The sequence below is a fragment of the Flavobacterium sp. DSP2-3-1 genome, from assembly GCF_049896865.1.
Taxonomy (GTDB): domain Bacteria; phylum Bacteroidota; class Bacteroidia; order Flavobacteriales; family Flavobacteriaceae; genus Flavobacterium.
In genome coordinates, this window is record NZ_JAFCVD010000002.1 from 393,834 (window position 1) to 408,705 (window position 14,872).

General features: G+C 35.1%; 16 protein-coding genes, 2 tRNA genes and 1 pseudogene. 8 read left to right on the forward strand and 11 right to left on the reverse strand.

Annotated elements, in window-relative coordinates:
* The 3 genes from ACP7AT_RS03930 (at position 1) to ACP7AT_RS03940 (ending at position 690) form a co-directional block, all read left to right on the forward strand.
* A tRNA-Gly gene (locus tag ACP7AT_RS03930) sits at positions 1-73 on the forward strand.
* A 15-nt stretch (positions 74-88) separates the two neighbouring features.
* Positions 89-174, forward strand: a tRNA-Leu gene (locus ACP7AT_RS03935).
* A 168-nt stretch (positions 175-342) separates the two neighbouring features.
* Positions 343-690, forward strand: a complete 348-nt coding sequence (locus ACP7AT_RS03940) for a DUF1508 domain-containing protein (protein ID WP_426063046.1) — start codon at positions 343-345, stop codon at positions 688-690.
* A 159-nt stretch (positions 691-849) separates the two neighbouring features.
* Here ACP7AT_RS03940 and ACP7AT_RS03945 read toward each other — a convergent pair whose 3' ends face one another.
* From ACP7AT_RS03945 to ACP7AT_RS03960, 4 genes are all read right to left on the reverse strand, one after another.
* Positions 850-1,083 (reverse strand): PG1828 family lipoprotein, encoded by a 234-nt coding sequence (locus ACP7AT_RS03945; protein WP_091202735.1) that lies wholly within the window; start codon positions 1,081-1,083, stop codon positions 850-852.
* 193 nt (positions 1,084-1,276) lie between these two features.
* Positions 1,277-3,451 (reverse strand): S46 family peptidase, encoded by a 2,175-nt coding sequence (locus ACP7AT_RS03950; RefSeq protein ID WP_426063047.1) that lies wholly within the window; start codon positions 3,449-3,451, stop codon positions 1,277-1,279.
* Positions 3,452-3,474: 23 nt separating this feature from the next.
* Positions 3,475-3,921: a GNAT family N-acetyltransferase gene (locus tag ACP7AT_RS03955; RefSeq protein ID WP_426063048.1), complete on the reverse strand. Its 447-nt coding sequence runs from the start codon at positions 3,919-3,921 to the stop codon at positions 3,475-3,477.
* Complete coding sequence (locus tag ACP7AT_RS03960) at positions 3,914-5,149, reverse strand: 3-deoxy-D-manno-octulosonic acid transferase (protein ID WP_426063066.1); 1,236 nt, start codon at positions 5,147-5,149, stop codon at positions 3,914-3,916. Before ACP7AT_RS03960 ends, ACP7AT_RS03955 begins: the two co-directional genes overlap by 8 nt.
* Positions 5,150-5,379: 230 nt before the next feature.
* Here ACP7AT_RS03960 and ACP7AT_RS03965 point away from each other — a divergent pair, with 230 nt between their 5' ends.
* The 4 genes from ACP7AT_RS03965 (at position 5,380) to ACP7AT_RS03980 (ending at position 8,142) form a co-directional block, all read left to right on the forward strand.
* The gene (locus ACP7AT_RS03965; protein ID WP_426063049.1) at positions 5,380-6,510 is read left to right on the forward strand and encodes a DegT/DnrJ/EryC1/StrS family aminotransferase; all 1,131 of its coding nucleotides are present in this window, start codon (positions 5,380-5,382) and stop codon (positions 6,508-6,510) included.
* 81 nt (positions 6,511-6,591) lie between these two features.
* Positions 6,592-7,605, forward strand: a complete 1,014-nt coding sequence (gene galE / locus ACP7AT_RS03970) for a UDP-glucose 4-epimerase GalE (RefSeq protein WP_426063050.1) — start codon at positions 6,592-6,594, stop codon at positions 7,603-7,605.
* A gap of 115 nt (positions 7,606-7,720) precedes the next feature.
* Positions 7,721-7,915, forward strand: coding sequence for a hypothetical protein (locus ACP7AT_RS03975; RefSeq protein ID WP_426063051.1), 195 nt, complete (start codon positions 7,721-7,723; stop codon positions 7,913-7,915).
* Positions 7,900-8,142, forward strand: coding sequence for a hypothetical protein (locus ACP7AT_RS03980; protein WP_426063052.1), 243 nt, complete (start codon positions 7,900-7,902; stop codon positions 8,140-8,142). Before ACP7AT_RS03975 ends, ACP7AT_RS03980 begins: the two co-directional genes overlap by 16 nt.
* A gap of 177 nt (positions 8,143-8,319) precedes the next feature.
* On the opposite strand, the gene fabD is transcribed toward ACP7AT_RS03980, so the two are convergent.
* Positions 8,320-9,195, reverse strand: a complete 876-nt coding sequence (fabD, locus tag ACP7AT_RS03985; RefSeq protein WP_426063053.1) for an ACP S-malonyltransferase — start codon at positions 9,193-9,195, stop codon at positions 8,320-8,322.
* A gap of 184 nt (positions 9,196-9,379) precedes the next feature.
* Here fabD and ACP7AT_RS03990 point away from each other — a divergent pair, with 184 nt between their 5' ends.
* Positions 9,380-11,023 (forward strand): hypothetical protein, encoded by a 1,644-nt coding sequence (locus tag ACP7AT_RS03990; protein WP_426063054.1) that lies wholly within the window; start codon positions 9,380-9,382, stop codon positions 11,021-11,023.
* A gap of 40 nt (positions 11,024-11,063) precedes the next feature.
* Here ACP7AT_RS03990 and ACP7AT_RS03995 read toward each other — a convergent pair whose 3' ends face one another.
* From ACP7AT_RS03995 to ACP7AT_RS04020, 6 genes and pseudogenes are all read right to left on the reverse strand, one after another.
* Complete coding sequence (locus ACP7AT_RS03995; RefSeq protein WP_426063055.1) at positions 11,064-11,387, reverse strand: DUF6370 family protein; 324 nt, start codon at positions 11,385-11,387, stop codon at positions 11,064-11,066.
* 40 nt (positions 11,388-11,427) lie between these two features.
* On the reverse strand, positions 11,428-11,790 hold the full coding sequence (locus ACP7AT_RS04000; protein WP_426063056.1) for a DUF983 domain-containing protein: 363 nt from the start codon (positions 11,788-11,790) through the stop codon (positions 11,428-11,430).
* A gap of 158 nt (positions 11,791-11,948) precedes the next feature.
* Positions 11,949-13,109, reverse strand: coding sequence for a formate-dependent phosphoribosylglycinamide formyltransferase (gene purT, locus ACP7AT_RS04005; RefSeq protein WP_426063057.1), 1,161 nt, complete (start codon positions 13,107-13,109; stop codon positions 11,949-11,951).
* A gap of 62 nt (positions 13,110-13,171) precedes the next feature.
* Positions 13,172-13,528 carry a bleomycin resistance protein gene (locus tag ACP7AT_RS04010; RefSeq protein ID WP_426063058.1) on the reverse strand — a complete coding sequence of 119 codons (357 nt, stop codon included), beginning with the start codon at positions 13,526-13,528 and terminating at the stop codon, positions 13,172-13,174.
* A gap of 96 nt (positions 13,529-13,624) precedes the next feature.
* Positions 13,625-14,764 carry a PIN-like domain-containing protein gene (locus ACP7AT_RS04015; RefSeq protein WP_426063059.1) on the reverse strand — a complete coding sequence of 380 codons (1,140 nt, stop codon included), beginning with the start codon at positions 14,762-14,764 and terminating at the stop codon, positions 13,625-13,627.
* Positions 14,761-14,872: pseudogene (locus tag ACP7AT_RS04020) on the reverse strand (IS30 family transposase); the annotation flags it as partial. The gene ACP7AT_RS04015 and the pseudogene ACP7AT_RS04020, both read right to left, overlap by 4 nt.

Genomic DNA, 14,872 nt, shown 5'->3' on the forward strand with positions numbered 1-14,872 from the left:
GCGAAAATAGCTCAGTTGGTAGAGCGCGACCTTGCCAAGGTCGAGGTCGCGGGTTCGAGCCCCGTTTTTCGCTCTAACACCTCATATTGCTCGGATGGTGAAATTGGTAGACACGCTGGACTTAAAATCCAGTGAACAGCAATGTTCGTGCGGGTTCAAGTCCCGCTCTGAGTACTAAAAAAGCTTCAAACTTTGTTTGAAGCTTTTTTTATTTTATAATAAATCCACTTAAAATTTTACGACACTCATATAATCACTTAAAGTTGTATTGTTTTTTGATGCAGGGTTAAAATCGTTATTGTGTGATTAGTTTTAATGTTACAATTTATTTCAAAATAAGTTATGGGTGCGTTTGTAATTAGTAAAAGATATAATGACGAATATAAGTTTGTTTTTACTTCCAGAAAGGGAAAGGTTGTTTTTACAAGCTTAAGTTATGAACTGAAATTTGAATGTGAAGAAGACATTGAAAGGTTTAAAGCAGATATTGAATCGGCTAACTTTTTAAAGTTCAAGTCTTCCAGTGGGAAGTTTTACTTTAAATTGATGTTAGGAGGCAATCATTTTGCAACGAGCAGAAAATATACTACTTCATTGCGTTTGCAAAAGGGAATTGATGAAATTGTACGCTTTGGATCACTATCCGAAACATTAGACTTTTCAGCTAATGATTTTGTCTTTATCGATTGAATCTTTTAAATAAAGACATAAAAAAAGAGAGTCTCGGCTAGTTGCTGAGACTCTCTTTTTGTTTTTGAAAATCTGTTTCTCGAAAGAGGAGGATTTACAAATTAAAAAAGCCATCTCGCATAGCGGATGGCTTTAAAATTTTTAGAATTTGAGTTCTAATTATTTTTTTACTTCAGCAGCAGCATCAGTTGCAACAGCAGCAGCGTCAGTAGCAGCAGCAGCAGCAGAATCAACAACTTGAGCAGCAGAATCAACTACCATAGCAGCAGAATCAACTACCATAGCAGCAGAATCAACAGCAGTTGCAGAATCCTCAGCAGGAGCGTCAGCTTTTTTACATGATACAACAGTCAATACAGCAACAGCAGCTAAACTTAAAAATACTTTTTTCATCTTAATTTAATATAAAAGGTTAATTATTAATTCGTGGCAAAGATATAAATTTTTTAATATGTAAAATATTTTTTTATTTTTTTTTTAAAAAATAATATTTTTTGTCAACGCTGATACAAAGCTCAATTATTGTGCCAGTTAGAACAAATAATCAATAAATGAATAATATCGTTCTCGTACGCCTCTTTTTTGACTATTTTTGTTTTAAGTTTTTCTTTTTCAGGGATTTACTTTTCTTTGGGTGTACTAATTTTAATTCGCTGATTAAGTTTGTTGCCCCGGCATATTTATCCATAATAAACAAGATATAGCGTACATCGACCATTATATTCCTACAAATACTTGGATCATAGTAAAGGTCACTCATTGTTCCTTCCCAAACCCTGTCAAAATTAAGTCCGACTAAGTTTCCTTGAGCGTCAATTGCTGGGCTTCCTGAATTACCGCCAGTGGTGTGATTTGTTCCAATAAAGCAAACAGGCATTTTGCCATTTACTCCATACGGTCCATAATCTTTAGTCTTGTATAAGTCCACTAATTTTTTAGGAACATCAAATTCATAATCCCCAGGGATATATTTTTCCATAACGCCGTCTAAATACGTTATTGGAGTATAAACGGTAGCATCTTTTGGTTCATATCCTTTTACTTTTCCGTAAGTTACTCGTAAAGTACTGTTGGCATCAGGAAAAATGCGGCTTTCAGTATTCAATTCTAATTGGGCTTTCATATACGTGCGTTGCAACGCAGTTATAGTTAAGTTGATTTCGTCGTATTTTGGTGCAACTTCTTTCGAATATTTATCGGCTAATTCTTTTACAAGCAGGAAACCGGGATCATTATTTAAATTCGTTAAAACAGTTTGGGTATCACCAGACAGCAATTGTTTTAGACCAGCATAATTTTGAAGTTTGGATTTTGTATAAATTTCCGAAGCCAAATTTTTAGCATTCACTTTTGTTAAACTTTGTGGTAAAAATTGTTTTGGGGATTTTGTCGCATACAATTCAATCAATTGCTCAAAAACTTTTTCATCTACAGTTCCATTGAAATTTTTATAAAAATCAGCCAATGCGGTTATTAAATTGTTTTTTCGGTCTGTAAAGGATCGTTCTCCTTTTGCTTTAAAAACTTGTTCCAATTGATACAACTTGTAACCTGTACTGAGCAATTCGGTATTACGCAATACCACTTCCGTGAAATATTCTTTTGATACTGCGTAAGGAGCGATTTCTGCGTAGTATTTGTCAAAATCCGCCAACAGCGTTCCATATTCTTTTTCTTTGCCCGCTTTTACTATTTTTTGCTGAAAAGCCTTTTCAGTTTCTCTTTTTACGGCAACAGCATTTGATTTTTTTAATCCTTGAGTTTCGCCAATCCATTTTTTCCAATAATTGGCAATACTCGCGTATTTTGAAGCGTACTGAATTTTAATGGCATTGTCTTTTCGCATAAAACCATCGGCAACTTTCAAGGCTTTGTCCCTGATTTCGATTTTTGCAGGATTCAGTTCGTTTACAATTTGTTCAATCGCAACCGAAGGTAAATATTCGCTTGTTTTTCCCGGATATCCAAAAACCAATGTAAAATCATCTTCCGCTACGCCATCCAGTGAAATAGGCAAGAAATGTTTGGGAGTATAAGGCACATTGTCTTTTGAATAGGCAGCTGGGCGATTGTTTTTGTCAGCATAAATTCTAAACAAAGAAAAATCTCCGGTATGACGCGGCCAAACCCAATTATCAGTATCAGAACCAAATTTCCCGATAGAGGAAGGCGGAGCACCAACTAAACGCACATCAGTAAAAGTTTCCGTCACAAATAGCATGTATTGATTGCCTTCGTAAAAGGTGCGAATTTTGTTTTCCTGCCAACTTTCCTTTGGCAAAGAGCTGGATAATGCTGTAATATTTTCTTGAATTTTCTTTTGTTTTTCGGCTTCGTTGCTCATGGAAGCAGTTCCTGCCAAAACCAAAGTGGTTACATCTTCAATTTTTACCATAAAAGTAACAGTCAAACCTTCGTTTGGCAGTTCATTTTCCATTTTGTAAGCCCAAAAACCATCGGTCAGATAATCATGGTCTACAGTGGAATGCGATTGAATTTGTGAAAACCCGCAATGATGATTGGTCAGGATAAGTCCTTTTGGGGAAATAACTTCTGACGTACAGCCCCCGTTAAAATGTGGAACCGCATCTTTCATACTCGACTGATTTACGTCATAAATGTCTTTTACGGACATTTTCATGCCCAGATTTTTCATTTCGGTTTCATTCATTCCTTTCAGCAGCGAAGGAATCCACATGCCGCCTTGCTGGGCTTGTAGCTGAATGACAAATAGTAATAGGAATAATTTTAAAAATTTCATGGTAGCAAATTTAGAGTGTAATTTTAGTTGATTTTGTACTGCATCAATTGCCTTTTGTGTGAGTCAAAACCATTGACAAGATACAATTTTTGTGCATTTTCATTGTGCGGTTCCACTTCCAGATAAATCAGTTTTAATGATAGTTTGTGACTTTCGGTTTTAATAAACGCAATAGCTTCGCTGCCAATTCCTTTTCCTCTCGCTTTTTCGATTATATACAATTCATCTAAAAAACCTATTCTTCCTTGGTATTCAAAACTAAAAATAAAGGTTAGAATTAGATATCCCACAATTTCGTTGTCGGATATAATCAGCCAAGCTTTTCCCAGATTTTCATTGGAAATAAATTCTTGAAACAAAGCTTTGGAAACTTCGACGGAAATGGGATAATCATCAATGGTATAGAATTCCTGCATCATTAAGACGATGGTTTCGATATCAGGAGCAGCCAGAGGTTTAAATTCAATCATGCAGAATGTTTTTTAAAATGATGGCAGTGGCGCCTTTATTCATTTGTACAAAAGTACTGCACATGTGTCCTTTTTCATTTCGGATGTCAGCATTGCGTATCAGGTTTTCAAGGGCTTCATCCAATTCTTTTTGATTGGCAACCGCAACACAGGCATCCATATTGACCAGCGCGATTGCTTCTGCAAAATGGGAATAGTGGGGTCCAATAATGATTGGAACTCCAAAAGTTGCCGGCTCCAATACATTGTGAACTCCGGGATTTCCAAAACCACCACCCACATAAGCAATATCCGCACAACTGTAGATTTTTGTCAAAATACCAATCGTGTCAATGATAAAAACATCGAAATCAGCGAGATTCTGTCCTTCTTTTCCAGAGAATAAAACAGTTTTTTTGGTGATGCTGTTTTTTAATTGTTGAATTTGTTCGTCCTTTATATTATGTGGCGCAATAATAAATTTGACATTGAAAGTATTCGAATTGATAAAATTCACTATTAAATTTTCATCTTTTGGCCACGAACTTCCCACGACAATAGTGAGTGTGTTGTCTTTAAAATCAGAGATAAAATCCAACGAATTGTCTTTTTCTAAAATTGTGGACACGCGATCAAATCGTGTGTCACCAGAAACAGCAACGTTTGTTTTGCCTAACTGCTGCAGTAATTTTTTTGAAGTTTCATTTTGAACAAAAAAGTATGTGAACGCATCCAGCGCCTCTCGGTAAAAACCGCCATACCATTTGAAAAACAGTTGGTTCTTTCTAAGAATTCCAGAAACCAAATAGGTTTTGATGTTTAATTTTTTGAGTTCTGCTAAATAGTTAGGCCAGTATTCATATTTGATGAAAAACACTAAATCAGGATTTACAAGTTTCAAAAATTGTTTTGCATTTTTCTTACTATCTAGTGGCAAATACACCGTAACATCAGCAACGGTATTGTTTTTACGGACTTCATAACCCGAAGGAGAGAAAAAAGTCATCACGATTTTGTGCGCAGGGAACTGCTCTTTTACCTTTTCAATGACGGGTAAGCCTTGCTCGTATTCGCCCAAGGAAGCGGCATGAAACCAGATTGTTTTGTCAATAGGTTTTATTTTTTGTTCCAAAACAAGAAAAACTACTTTCCTGCCTTCCACAAAAAGTTTCATTTTTGGACTGAAAAACGCTATGATTTCTAATAAAAATCCAGCAAATAGAACCATTAAATTATAGAGAAAAAGCATCATAAAAATTTTGGGGCTAAAATACGTTTTCTTTATATGAATTTCTTCCGCAGCAATATTTAAATTTTAGTTGTCAGGATCTCCCTATTTTATATCATTGGAATATTATCTTTTTTTACTGTGTGTTGCATTGGTTTCAACTCATAAATAACTATTTTTGTTCTTCGTTTTGAGAAAGTATTTACGGTTTTTAGAAACGGTAATCTTTCGAACATTAAACAAAAATTGCAATGAAAAAAATCCAAATGGTTGACTTGAAAAGTCAATATGAAAAAATAAAAGACAGCGTTAACGTTTCTATTCAGGAAGTTTTAGACACTAACACTTATATTAACGGACCTCAAGTTCATCAATTTCAAAAATCATTAGAAGAATATTTGGACGTAAAACATGTAATTCCGTGCGCCAACGGAACCGATGCGTTGCAAATTGCCATGATGGGACTGGATTTAAAACCCGGGGATGAGGTAATAACTGCTGATTTTACTTTTGCTGCAACAGTGGAAGTTATTGCTTTACTACAATTGACACCCGTTTTAGTTGATGTGGATATGTTCAATATGAATATTTCCATTGAAGGAATTAAAAAAGCGATTACGCCAAAAACAAAAGCGATTGTGCCGGTACATTTGTTTGGTCGTGCCGCCAATATGGAAGCTATAATGGCAATTGCCAAAGAATACAACTTATATGTTATAGAAGATAATGCGCAAGCGATTGGTGCCAACTGTAAATTTTCGGATGGCACTAAAAAGAAAGCGGGAACAATCGGACACGTTGGAGCGACTTCATTTTTTCCTTCTAAAAATCTTGGATGTTATGGAGACGGTGGAGCGATTTTTACCAATGATGATGCTTTGGCACACAAACTTCGTGGAATTGTAAATCACGGAATGTATGAGCGATACCACCATGATGTAGTAGGCGTAAATTCGCGTTTAGACAGTATTCAGGCAGCAGTTTTGAATGCAAAATTGCCTTTATTAGACGAGTATAGTAAAGCCAGACAAGATGCAGCCAGAAAATATTCAATTGCTTTTGAAGGTCATAAAAATATAGTTGCACCAAGTATTTGTTCCATTTGTGACTGTCACGTTTTTCATCAATATACATTGCGAATCATTGATGCAGATAGAAATGGGTTGATGCAACATTTATTGGACAAAGGAATTCCTTGTGCTATTTATTACCCAATTCCTTTGCATTCGCAAAAAGCATACGCGGATTCCCGTTACAAAGAAGAAAATTTTCCGGTAACCAATCAATTAGTAACGGAAGTGCTTTCGTTGCCGATGCACACCGAATTAGATGACGAGCAAATTAAGTTTATTACAGATTCGGTTCTAGAATATTTAGGATAATTTTAATAGAAACGCGATTTAGCGGGTCTTTTTTATAATCGGTAAGACGCACTAAATCGCGTCTGTACAAAATAAGAAATCATGAAAATATTAGTCACAGGTGGTTTGGGTTTCATAGGATCGCATACCGTGGTAGAATTGCAAAACGAAGGATATGAAGTTATTGTTGTCGATAATTTATCAAATACTTCCTTAAGTGTTTTGGACGGAATTCAGAATATTACGGGAAAAGTCCCGGCTTTTGAAAAATTAGATTTGCGCGAGAAAGAAAAAGTGCAGGATTTTTTTAAAAGGCATCATGATATTTCAGGTGTCATTCATTTTGCAGCTTCAAAAGCAGTGGGCGAAAGTGTTGAAAATCCGTTATTGTATTATGAAAATAATATAAATGCATTAGTTTATGTTTTGCAGGAATTACAGCAAAAACCGGAAGCAAATTTCATTTTCAGTTCGTCTTGCACGGTTTATGGTCAGGCCGAAAGTATGCCAATTACTGAAAATGCTTCAATTCAAACCGCGATGTCACCTTATGGAAACACAAAGCAAATAGGAGAGGAAATCATTACTGATACGACCAAGGTGACTAATATTAATGCCATTTTGTTGCGTTATTTTAATCCAATTGGGGCGCATCCTTCAACTGAAATTGGAGAATTACCTATTGGAGTTCCTCAAAATTTAGTGCCGTTTATTACGCAAACCGGTTTTGGATTGCGAAAAGAACTTTCGGTTTATGGAGATGATTATCCAACTCCTGATGGTACAGCGGTACGCGATTATATTCACGTAGTCGATTTGGCGAAAGCCCATGTAATCGCTTTGCAACGTTTATTGAATAAAAAAAATACAGCCAAAGTAGAAACGTTTAATCTGGGAACCGGGACGGGTAGCTCGGTTTTAGAAGTCATTCATACTTTCGAAAAAGTGAGCGGTAAAAAATTGCCCTACAAAATTGTAGGTCGCAGAGAAGGTGATATAACTTCGGCTTACGCCAATACCGATAAAGCGAACGATATTTTGGGATGGAAAGCACAATCTACGCTAGAAGAAGCGATGGCAAGTGCGTGGAAATGGGAACAGAAAATCAGAAGTTAGTATTCAGGTTTTAGTGTTCAGTTTAAAAATAGAATTCCAAATTATCGTGTTGATAATTTGGAATTTTTTCGTTTAAGTAATTTGTTGGTAAATTCGTTTGATAAATGAATCAATCATGAATACTGAAAAAAAGAAGTCTAGAGCAACTAAAATCGAAGAGCCTTCTGTGGATTATGAAACTTCGAATATCAAGTTTAAAGGGATTGATAGAGCTACTTTTGATTTTGATGAAGAAGTAAAAAAAGGGTATACTCCGGAAGAAGCTAAAGCAGAATCTATTAGAAGAATTAGAGGATGGTGGGGAAAATAAAAGTTATTTTCACGCCAAACGTAATTGATTTTTTGGATGATTTAATTCGTCTTTTGTACAAAAAAGTATACTTTGGGTTTATAGAAACGGCAGAAGAATATGTTCCGAAAATTTATAATTCAGTTCCAGAAAAATCACGATTAAGTACGCATAAACCAACTCTACAAAAGCTCCGTTATTTAGGTTCACATTACATTTTTTATAAAGCCAATAACCGAACAACTTGATACATTTTCTTTGAAAGACAAGATACAATATTCTTAATTACTGGAATTGTCAATAATTATTGTGAAGAGGCAAGCGAACTATGATTTTTAAAGTAAAAATCCTCACAAACATAAGTTTATGAGGATTTTATTTACAATCACTACTGATCATTAAAAATTGACCGCTGACTAGTTTAATTAAGCATTCGCGGTAACCGCTTCTTTATCTATTTTTCCAATCAATCCGGCTAATACTTTTCCAGGACCTACTTCGGTAAATAAAGTTGCTCCGTCTAATATCATTTGTTGCACAGATTGTGTCCATTTTACGGGAGCAGTCAATTGAATAATTAAATTTTTCTTGATTTCGCTTGGGTCAGAAACTGCACTTGCTGTTACATTTTGGTACACTGGACAAATAGGAGTTGAGAACGTCGTTGCTTCTATAGCAGCGGCCAGTTCTTCGCGAGCCGGTTCCATCATTGGAGAGTGAAAAGCACCGCCAACAGGCAACAATAATGCACGTTTTGCACCAGCGGCTTTCATCGCTTCACACGCTTTTTCTACTGCTGATGTTTCTCCTGAAATTACTAATTGTCCCGGGCAGTTATAATTTGCAGCTACTACAATTCCGTCAATGGAAGCACAAACTTCTTCAACGATATTGTCAGCCAATCCTAAAACGGCTGCCATTGTTGAGGGTTTTATTTCGCAGGCTTTTTGCATTGCCAAAGCGCGTTGTGAAACCAGTTTCAAGCCGTCTTCAAAAGATAAAGCACCATTTGCTACTAAAGCTGAGAATTCACCTAATGAATGTCCCGCTACCATTTCTGGTTTGAAATCCTCCCCTAACGTTTTTGCTAAAATCACCGAATGCAGGAAAACGGCCGGTTGTGTCACTTTAGTTTCTTTTAATTCCTCGGCTGTTCCTTCAAACATGATGTCTGTGATGCGAAAACCTAAAATTGCATTGGCTTTTTCGAATAATTCTTTTGCGAGAGCGGAATTTTCATATAAGTCTTTACCCATTCCTGTGAATTGCGCGCCTTGACCTGGAAATACGTATGCTTTCATGTGTTTATTTTAAAGATTGAAAAAAATTAAAGACTGAAAAATAAATTTCAATCGGAATGCAAAAATACTATTTTTTGCGGTATTGTAAATAGGGTTGTTGTTTTCTTTAAAATTGACACTTTTATTAGTGTAACATTTAGAAATATTAAAGACTAATATCAAACATATCAAAGATTTAAATATTATGAAAAAAATATTCTCAATTATTTTCCTGCTCTTTTTTGGTTTTTTCTTGTTGTATAACAATCTTCCCGTGATCAATTATGGATTTACTGGTTTTGCTTTTATTTTATTGCTGTTGTTGGTAATAGGGATCTTATTTTCTGCAGGTTTTACTATTTCTCAGCAAACAAAGCAAGTCAAGATTGTTTCCAAGCCCAGCAAAATTTTGTTTGTTTTGGTAGGAGTGCTTTTAGTTTATTGTATTGCGCTACCTTTTGTGACCAGCTTAAAAATGTTTAGAAGCGATTCGTATCAAAAATTAATAGGCGAGGTTAAAAACGGCCAAAAAATAACCAACCACATTGCTCCAATTTCTATTGATAAAATCCGTGTGGTCGATGAGGAACTAGCCCATCTTTTGGGAGAGAAAATTTTAGGTTCCCAACCAGCTTTGGGAAGCCAAGTAGAATTAGGTGATTTTTGTATACAAAAAGTAAATAATAACCTGTACTGGGTTGCTCCATTATTGCATTCGGGTTTTTTGAAATGGTTTAACAACCAAGAGGGAACTGCGGGATATGTTATGGTTTCTGCAACAAATGAACGTGATGTGAAATTAGTTCAGAGCGTAGGAGGGAAGAATATTAAGATTAAATACCAGCAAGGCGCTTACTTTCAAAGTGATATTCACAGACACGTTTATTTTAATGGAAATGCTACAGTTGGCCTGGCTGATTTTACTTTTGAGATTGATGATGCTGGAAATCCGTTTTGGATTGTTACAAAATATGCAAAAAAAATTGGCTTTTCAGGAAAAGACGCAATAGGTGTTGTAGTGGTTGATGCACAATCTGGAGCAATAAGCGAATATTCAATTGCTAAAACGCCAAAATGGGTGGATCGAATTCAGCCTTTGGATTTTATAGAAAATCAGTTGAATGATTGGGGTGAATATGTTCACGGCTATTGGAATTTTTCTAATCAGGATAAACTGCAAATTACAGAGGGAATGACATTGGTATATGGAAAAGACAATAAATCTTATTGGTACACAGGATTGACTTCAGTTGGGAAAGAAGAATCTGCAGTAGGTTTTGTTTTGGTGGACACCAGAACGAAGGAAACTACTTTTTATAAACAAAGTGGCGCGACGGAATATGCGGCTCAAAGTTCGGCACAAGGGAAAGTTCAGGAAAAAGGATATAAAGCATCTTTGCCTATTCCTTATAATATCAACAACATTCCTACGTATGTGATGACGCTTAAGGATAACGGTGGATTGGTGAAAATGTTTGCGATGGTTGCCATTTCAGATTATACAATTGTTGGCGTAGGCAATACGATGCGAGAAACCTTGACCTCGTTTAAAAACGTCTATAATATGGCGGATAATAAAATAAACCCGAATAGTTTGTCCAATAAAAAATCGCTGAAATCAATTGTAACCCGAATCCAGAATGATGTAAAAAACGGGAATAGTTTTTATTATTTTAAAGTCAAAGATTATCCTAATATATTTGTGGGTTCTTCACAAATATCCAATCAATTGCCGGTAACAATTGTAGGCGATAGTGTAAATATTTCTTTTGATGTAGATTTGGAAGAAGTTATTGATATTTCGAGTTTTGAGAATATCAATCTGAAAGCAACCATGAAATTGAAATAACTAAAAAAGGGCTTAAAGAATTTTCTCTAAGCCCTTTTTTTTATTTTTTTGGCAGTAATTTAAAAGAGGTGACTTTGAATTTATTGTCAACCACTTTACCCACAACTTCCGCTTTTCTAATAGCAGCACAAAAACCATCACTGGAATGCGCATCGCCATGGGAATCAATAGAACTTCCGTCAACAAAATAGGATTTTCCATCAATGCGAACGGCTAATTCACATCCGTGTCCTTCCATCCCAAACTGGCATTGCCCGCAAGAAGCTTCAACGATTTGGGGTTTTGGCTCTTCTTTTTTATCTTTATCCTGAGCACTTACAAGTGTTGCAGAGAATAAAATAGCTAAGTATAGTATCTTTTTCATAAATGATTAAATTTTTACTTTAGCTAAGATACTGGTTTTTTTACATCGAATAATTTTTAAACATGTAAATCCACAATAATCTGGAAAGGCGAAGATTGATAGAAGCCATTGCGATAATCACAACAGCAATAATTGGAATAATTCTTAAATCGAAAGTTTCGGTAAAGAAAAATTGGGCAATAACATATGTAGCAATTCCTTGGGCTACTGTTAAACCATAATTTACATACATAGCTCCAAAAAAGTAGCCTGGTTCCTTTTCGAATTTATAATTATAATGAGAACAATATTTGTTCATTTTTGGAAATCCAAAATTAAAAAATATACTTTTTTCATTGAAAACTTTGCCTTTAAGGCAATGAGGACAATCATTATTCAGGATGTGTACAATAGAATTTGACATCGTCATTATTTTTTTCAAAGGTATTTAAAGGTTAAAGAAGAACTTTCGAATGGCTAGGCGATAACTTACAAGATGAAAAAGGGAACGCTGATGACACTGATTTAGCGGATTTTTTTCATCTTGTTTTCTTTAGAGTAGTGGAAGTTTATTATATGTAATTACGAATGCACGGTAATCAACCTTGCTGCATTTTTTGCTTTTTCTACTATTTCTTCAATTGGAGTTTCTACGGTATCACTCACTAAAGCCACTGCCATTCTACGGTACGGTCTTGAAGTTGGTTTGCCAAAGATTCTGAAGTCGGTTCTAGGTAAAGCCGCAATTTTTTCGATACCGGAGTACGTTGGATTTGTGGAGTTTTCCGAAGCTAAAATGACTGCACTGGCTCCCGCTTTTTCTAATGTAATTTCGAAAATAGGCAAACTTAAAATAGCGCGTAAATGCAATTCAAATTCATTGAAGTTTTGTGTTCCGGCTAAAGTTACCATTCCGGTATCATGCGGACGCGGCGATAATTCCGAGAAATAAACGCCGTCATCAGCCAAGAAAAATTCGACTCCAAAAAGTCCTGCGCCGCCCAAAGCTTCGGTTACTTTTTCGGCCATGTCTTGCGCTTCGTATAAATCCTTATCGGAAATTCTGGCGGGTTGCCAGCTTTCCTGATAATCGCCTCGTTCTTGTCTATGGCCAATTGGCGCACAAAATAATGTTGGATTATCGTTCTGAACTACGGTTAATAAAGTGATTTCCGAATTAAATTTGACAAACGCTTCTACAATCACTTCTACAACATCTCCACGGGAACCTTCAACGGCATACTTCCATGCTTTTTCGATATCGGCTTCGGTTTTTATAGTGGATTGTCCTTTTCCGGACGAAGACATTAATGGTTTTACGACGCATGGCATTCCAACGGCTTCGACGCCTTTTTGTAATTCCGCGGCAGTAGTGGCGTAGCGGTAATTTGCGGTTTTTAATCCTAATTCTTTAGATGCCAAATCCCGAATCGCTTTACGGTTCATCGTGAAGTTTGCCGCTTTCGCCGAAGGAACTACCGTGATGCCTTGCTTTTCGTAGTCATAAAAACGTTCAGTTCTAATAGCTTCTATTTCTGGAACAATAATATCAGGTTTGTGTTTGGCGACGATTCGGTCTAGAGCATCTCCGTCGAGCATATTGATGACTTCAAAATCATGGGCAACTTGCATAGCAGGAGCATTTTTGTAACTGTCAACCGCAATTACAATTTGCCCGATGCGCTGTGCAGCGATTGTAAATTCTTTTCCGAGTTCGCCTGAGCCAAGAAGTAGTATTTTCATTATTCTATTGTCTTAATTGGAGTGTAAAAATACTAAATTGCTTTTTTATGACTGCCCATTTGCTACAAACTTTGCCCGAAAGTCAGCAGATTGTGATCTGGATCCAATATCGAAAATTCCTTTTGTCCCCAAGGTTTGATTTCCAAAGGGCCATTGGGATGAATGGCAACGCCATTGTTCAAGAAGTTTTTATATACTGTTTCAATATCCTGCACCCGAATGTAAACTCCTGAGTAATTTTCAACAGAATCAAGGGTAGCAAACTCAAAAAAATGAATTTCAATATTGTCTTTTTGCACCATCAAATACCCGTCAAAGTCGGCATTGCCCCATTCGTGAAAACCTAATTGGTTGATATAGAAATTCCGTGTAATCGTTTTGTTGCGCATGGGTAACTTTGGGTTGATGGCGTTGAGCATGATGGTTTGGGTTTGAATAGTTTTTGTGAAGTTTAAGAAACTTTTTATTATGTAGCTGTTATCTCCTGATATAACTCTAATCTTTTATTCGTAATTCTAATTTTCTGCTTTTAGTTTTTCTAAAATTCTTTGTTGAATTTTCATGTCTAATGCGATTTTCTCTTGCGTTTCATTTATTTCTTCTTCTAATTCCATTTCAGGAATCGCAAGATTATGAGTGTATTCTCGAATACCATCTAAAGAGTCACTACTATCATATAATTCATCTCTATAATTACTAATTTTTGATTTTTGGTTATTTAAATCTTCTAGAATATTATGACTTCTCTTTATTCTTTCGTTTATTATATACAACTGCGTTAAATAGTCTCTTTTTGTAATTGAAATATCTTCAATACTACCAATTATTTTACTGTTGTTATTTATTAATTCTAATGTTTCAGTAATTGATGAATCCTTTATTGTCTTATCAATTTCTTCTTTTGCGAATTTTAGAAATGTTGAAGTATTGTAAAGATGGAAAACATCTAGTTCTGCACATTGAGTATAAATCTCATTTAATAATTCTTTTCTAGCACCAATTTTTTTTCCTCGTTTTTCTTCCCACCAATCTTCCTTTACATCACCAGTAACTAATACAACATGTTTTAATTTTTTATCTTTTGCCAATTTAATAATCTCTTTCCACAAAATAAGATCTCCAAATTTTCGAATATATTCCTTGTCTTCAAAAAAATACGAACCTTCTTTTTTAATATCCATAAATCCAGGCGGAATTTTTGATTCATACCTTTTTGTCCCATCTTTATAAATTAAATCTAAATTATCTTTGTCAAAAGATTCACCAATTTTATTATTGAAGATATTTATGATAAGCTCTTTTATCTCGTCTGTATCATTAACATCATTTTGCTTACTTTCAAGTTCCTCTAAATGTTTTAAAAACGCAATGTAAACATCTGTTGTTTTTTTTAAATTATCAGTTGTTATATATTCTTCAGGATTAATAAGCGAATGTCTTTGGGTCAGTTTTAGTTTTTCAATTTCAGTTTTATATGTCGTACTTAAATCATCAATTTCAGTAATTAATTTTTCAGTTAAAATTTTTATTTTGGAAAACATATTCTTTTGGTCTCCAATTACTGTTAATCTATTATTTAGAAATTCCATTATAACTTGGAAACCTATCCAAATACGATTATTAAAATTTTCGTTTTTGAAAACAGCAGGATTCAAGTTATAAATGCAACTTTTTGATTAAACATAAAATTAGGTGTTTCAAAATTAAATCTTTTTCTTGGTCTATTGTTTAATTTCTCTTGTATTTCTATAATTCTCTCTGGA

Excerpts from the sequence above, each read along its gene's own strand:
- ACP7AT_RS03940 (WP_426063046.1), top strand. The coding sequence starts at position 343 with ATGGGTGCGTTTGTAATTAGTAAAAGATATAATGACGAATATAAGTTT.
- ACP7AT_RS03975 (WP_426063051.1), top strand. The coding sequence starts at position 7,721 with ATGAATACTGAAAAAAAGAAGTCTAGAGCAACTAAAATCGAAGAGCCT.
- ACP7AT_RS03965 (WP_426063049.1), top strand. The coding sequence starts at position 5,380 with ATGAAAAAAATCCAAATGGTTGACTTGAAAAGTCAATATGAAAAAATA.
- ACP7AT_RS03980 (WP_426063052.1), top strand. The coding sequence starts at position 7,900 with ATGGTGGGGAAAATAAAAGTTATTTTCACGCCAAACGTAATTGATTTT.
- ACP7AT_RS03945 (WP_091202735.1), bottom strand. The coding sequence starts at position 1,083 with ATGAAAAAAGTATTTTTAAGTTTAGCTGCTGTTGCTGTATTGACTGTT.
- ACP7AT_RS03990 (WP_426063054.1), top strand. The coding sequence starts at position 9,380 with ATGAAAAAAATATTCTCAATTATTTTCCTGCTCTTTTTTGGTTTTTTC.
- ACP7AT_RS03960 (WP_426063066.1), bottom strand. The coding sequence starts at position 5,149 with ATGCTTTTTCTCTATAATTTAATGGTTCTATTTGCTGGATTTTTATTA.
- ACP7AT_RS04000 (WP_426063056.1), bottom strand. The coding sequence starts at position 11,790 with ATGTCAAATTCTATTGTACACATCCTGAATAATGATTGTCCTCATTGC.
- galE (WP_426063050.1), top strand. The coding sequence starts at position 6,592 with ATGAAAATATTAGTCACAGGTGGTTTGGGTTTCATAGGATCGCATACC.
- ACP7AT_RS04010 (WP_426063058.1), bottom strand. The coding sequence starts at position 13,528 with ATGCTCAACGCCATCAACCCAAAGTTACCCATGCGCAACAAAACGATT.
- fabD (WP_426063053.1), bottom strand. The coding sequence starts at position 9,195 with ATGAAAGCATACGTATTTCCAGGTCAAGGCGCGCAATTCACAGGAATG.
- ACP7AT_RS03955 (WP_426063048.1), bottom strand. The coding sequence starts at position 3,921 with ATGATTGAATTTAAACCTCTGGCTGCTCCTGATATCGAAACCATCGTC.
- ACP7AT_RS03950 (WP_426063047.1), bottom strand. The coding sequence starts at position 3,451 with ATGAAATTTTTAAAATTATTCCTATTACTATTTGTCATTCAGCTACAA.
- purT (WP_426063057.1), bottom strand. The coding sequence starts at position 13,109 with ATGAAAATACTACTTCTTGGCTCAGGCGAACTCGGAAAAGAATTTACA.
- ACP7AT_RS03995 (WP_426063055.1), bottom strand. The coding sequence starts at position 11,387 with ATGAAAAAGATACTATACTTAGCTATTTTATTCTCTGCAACACTTGTA.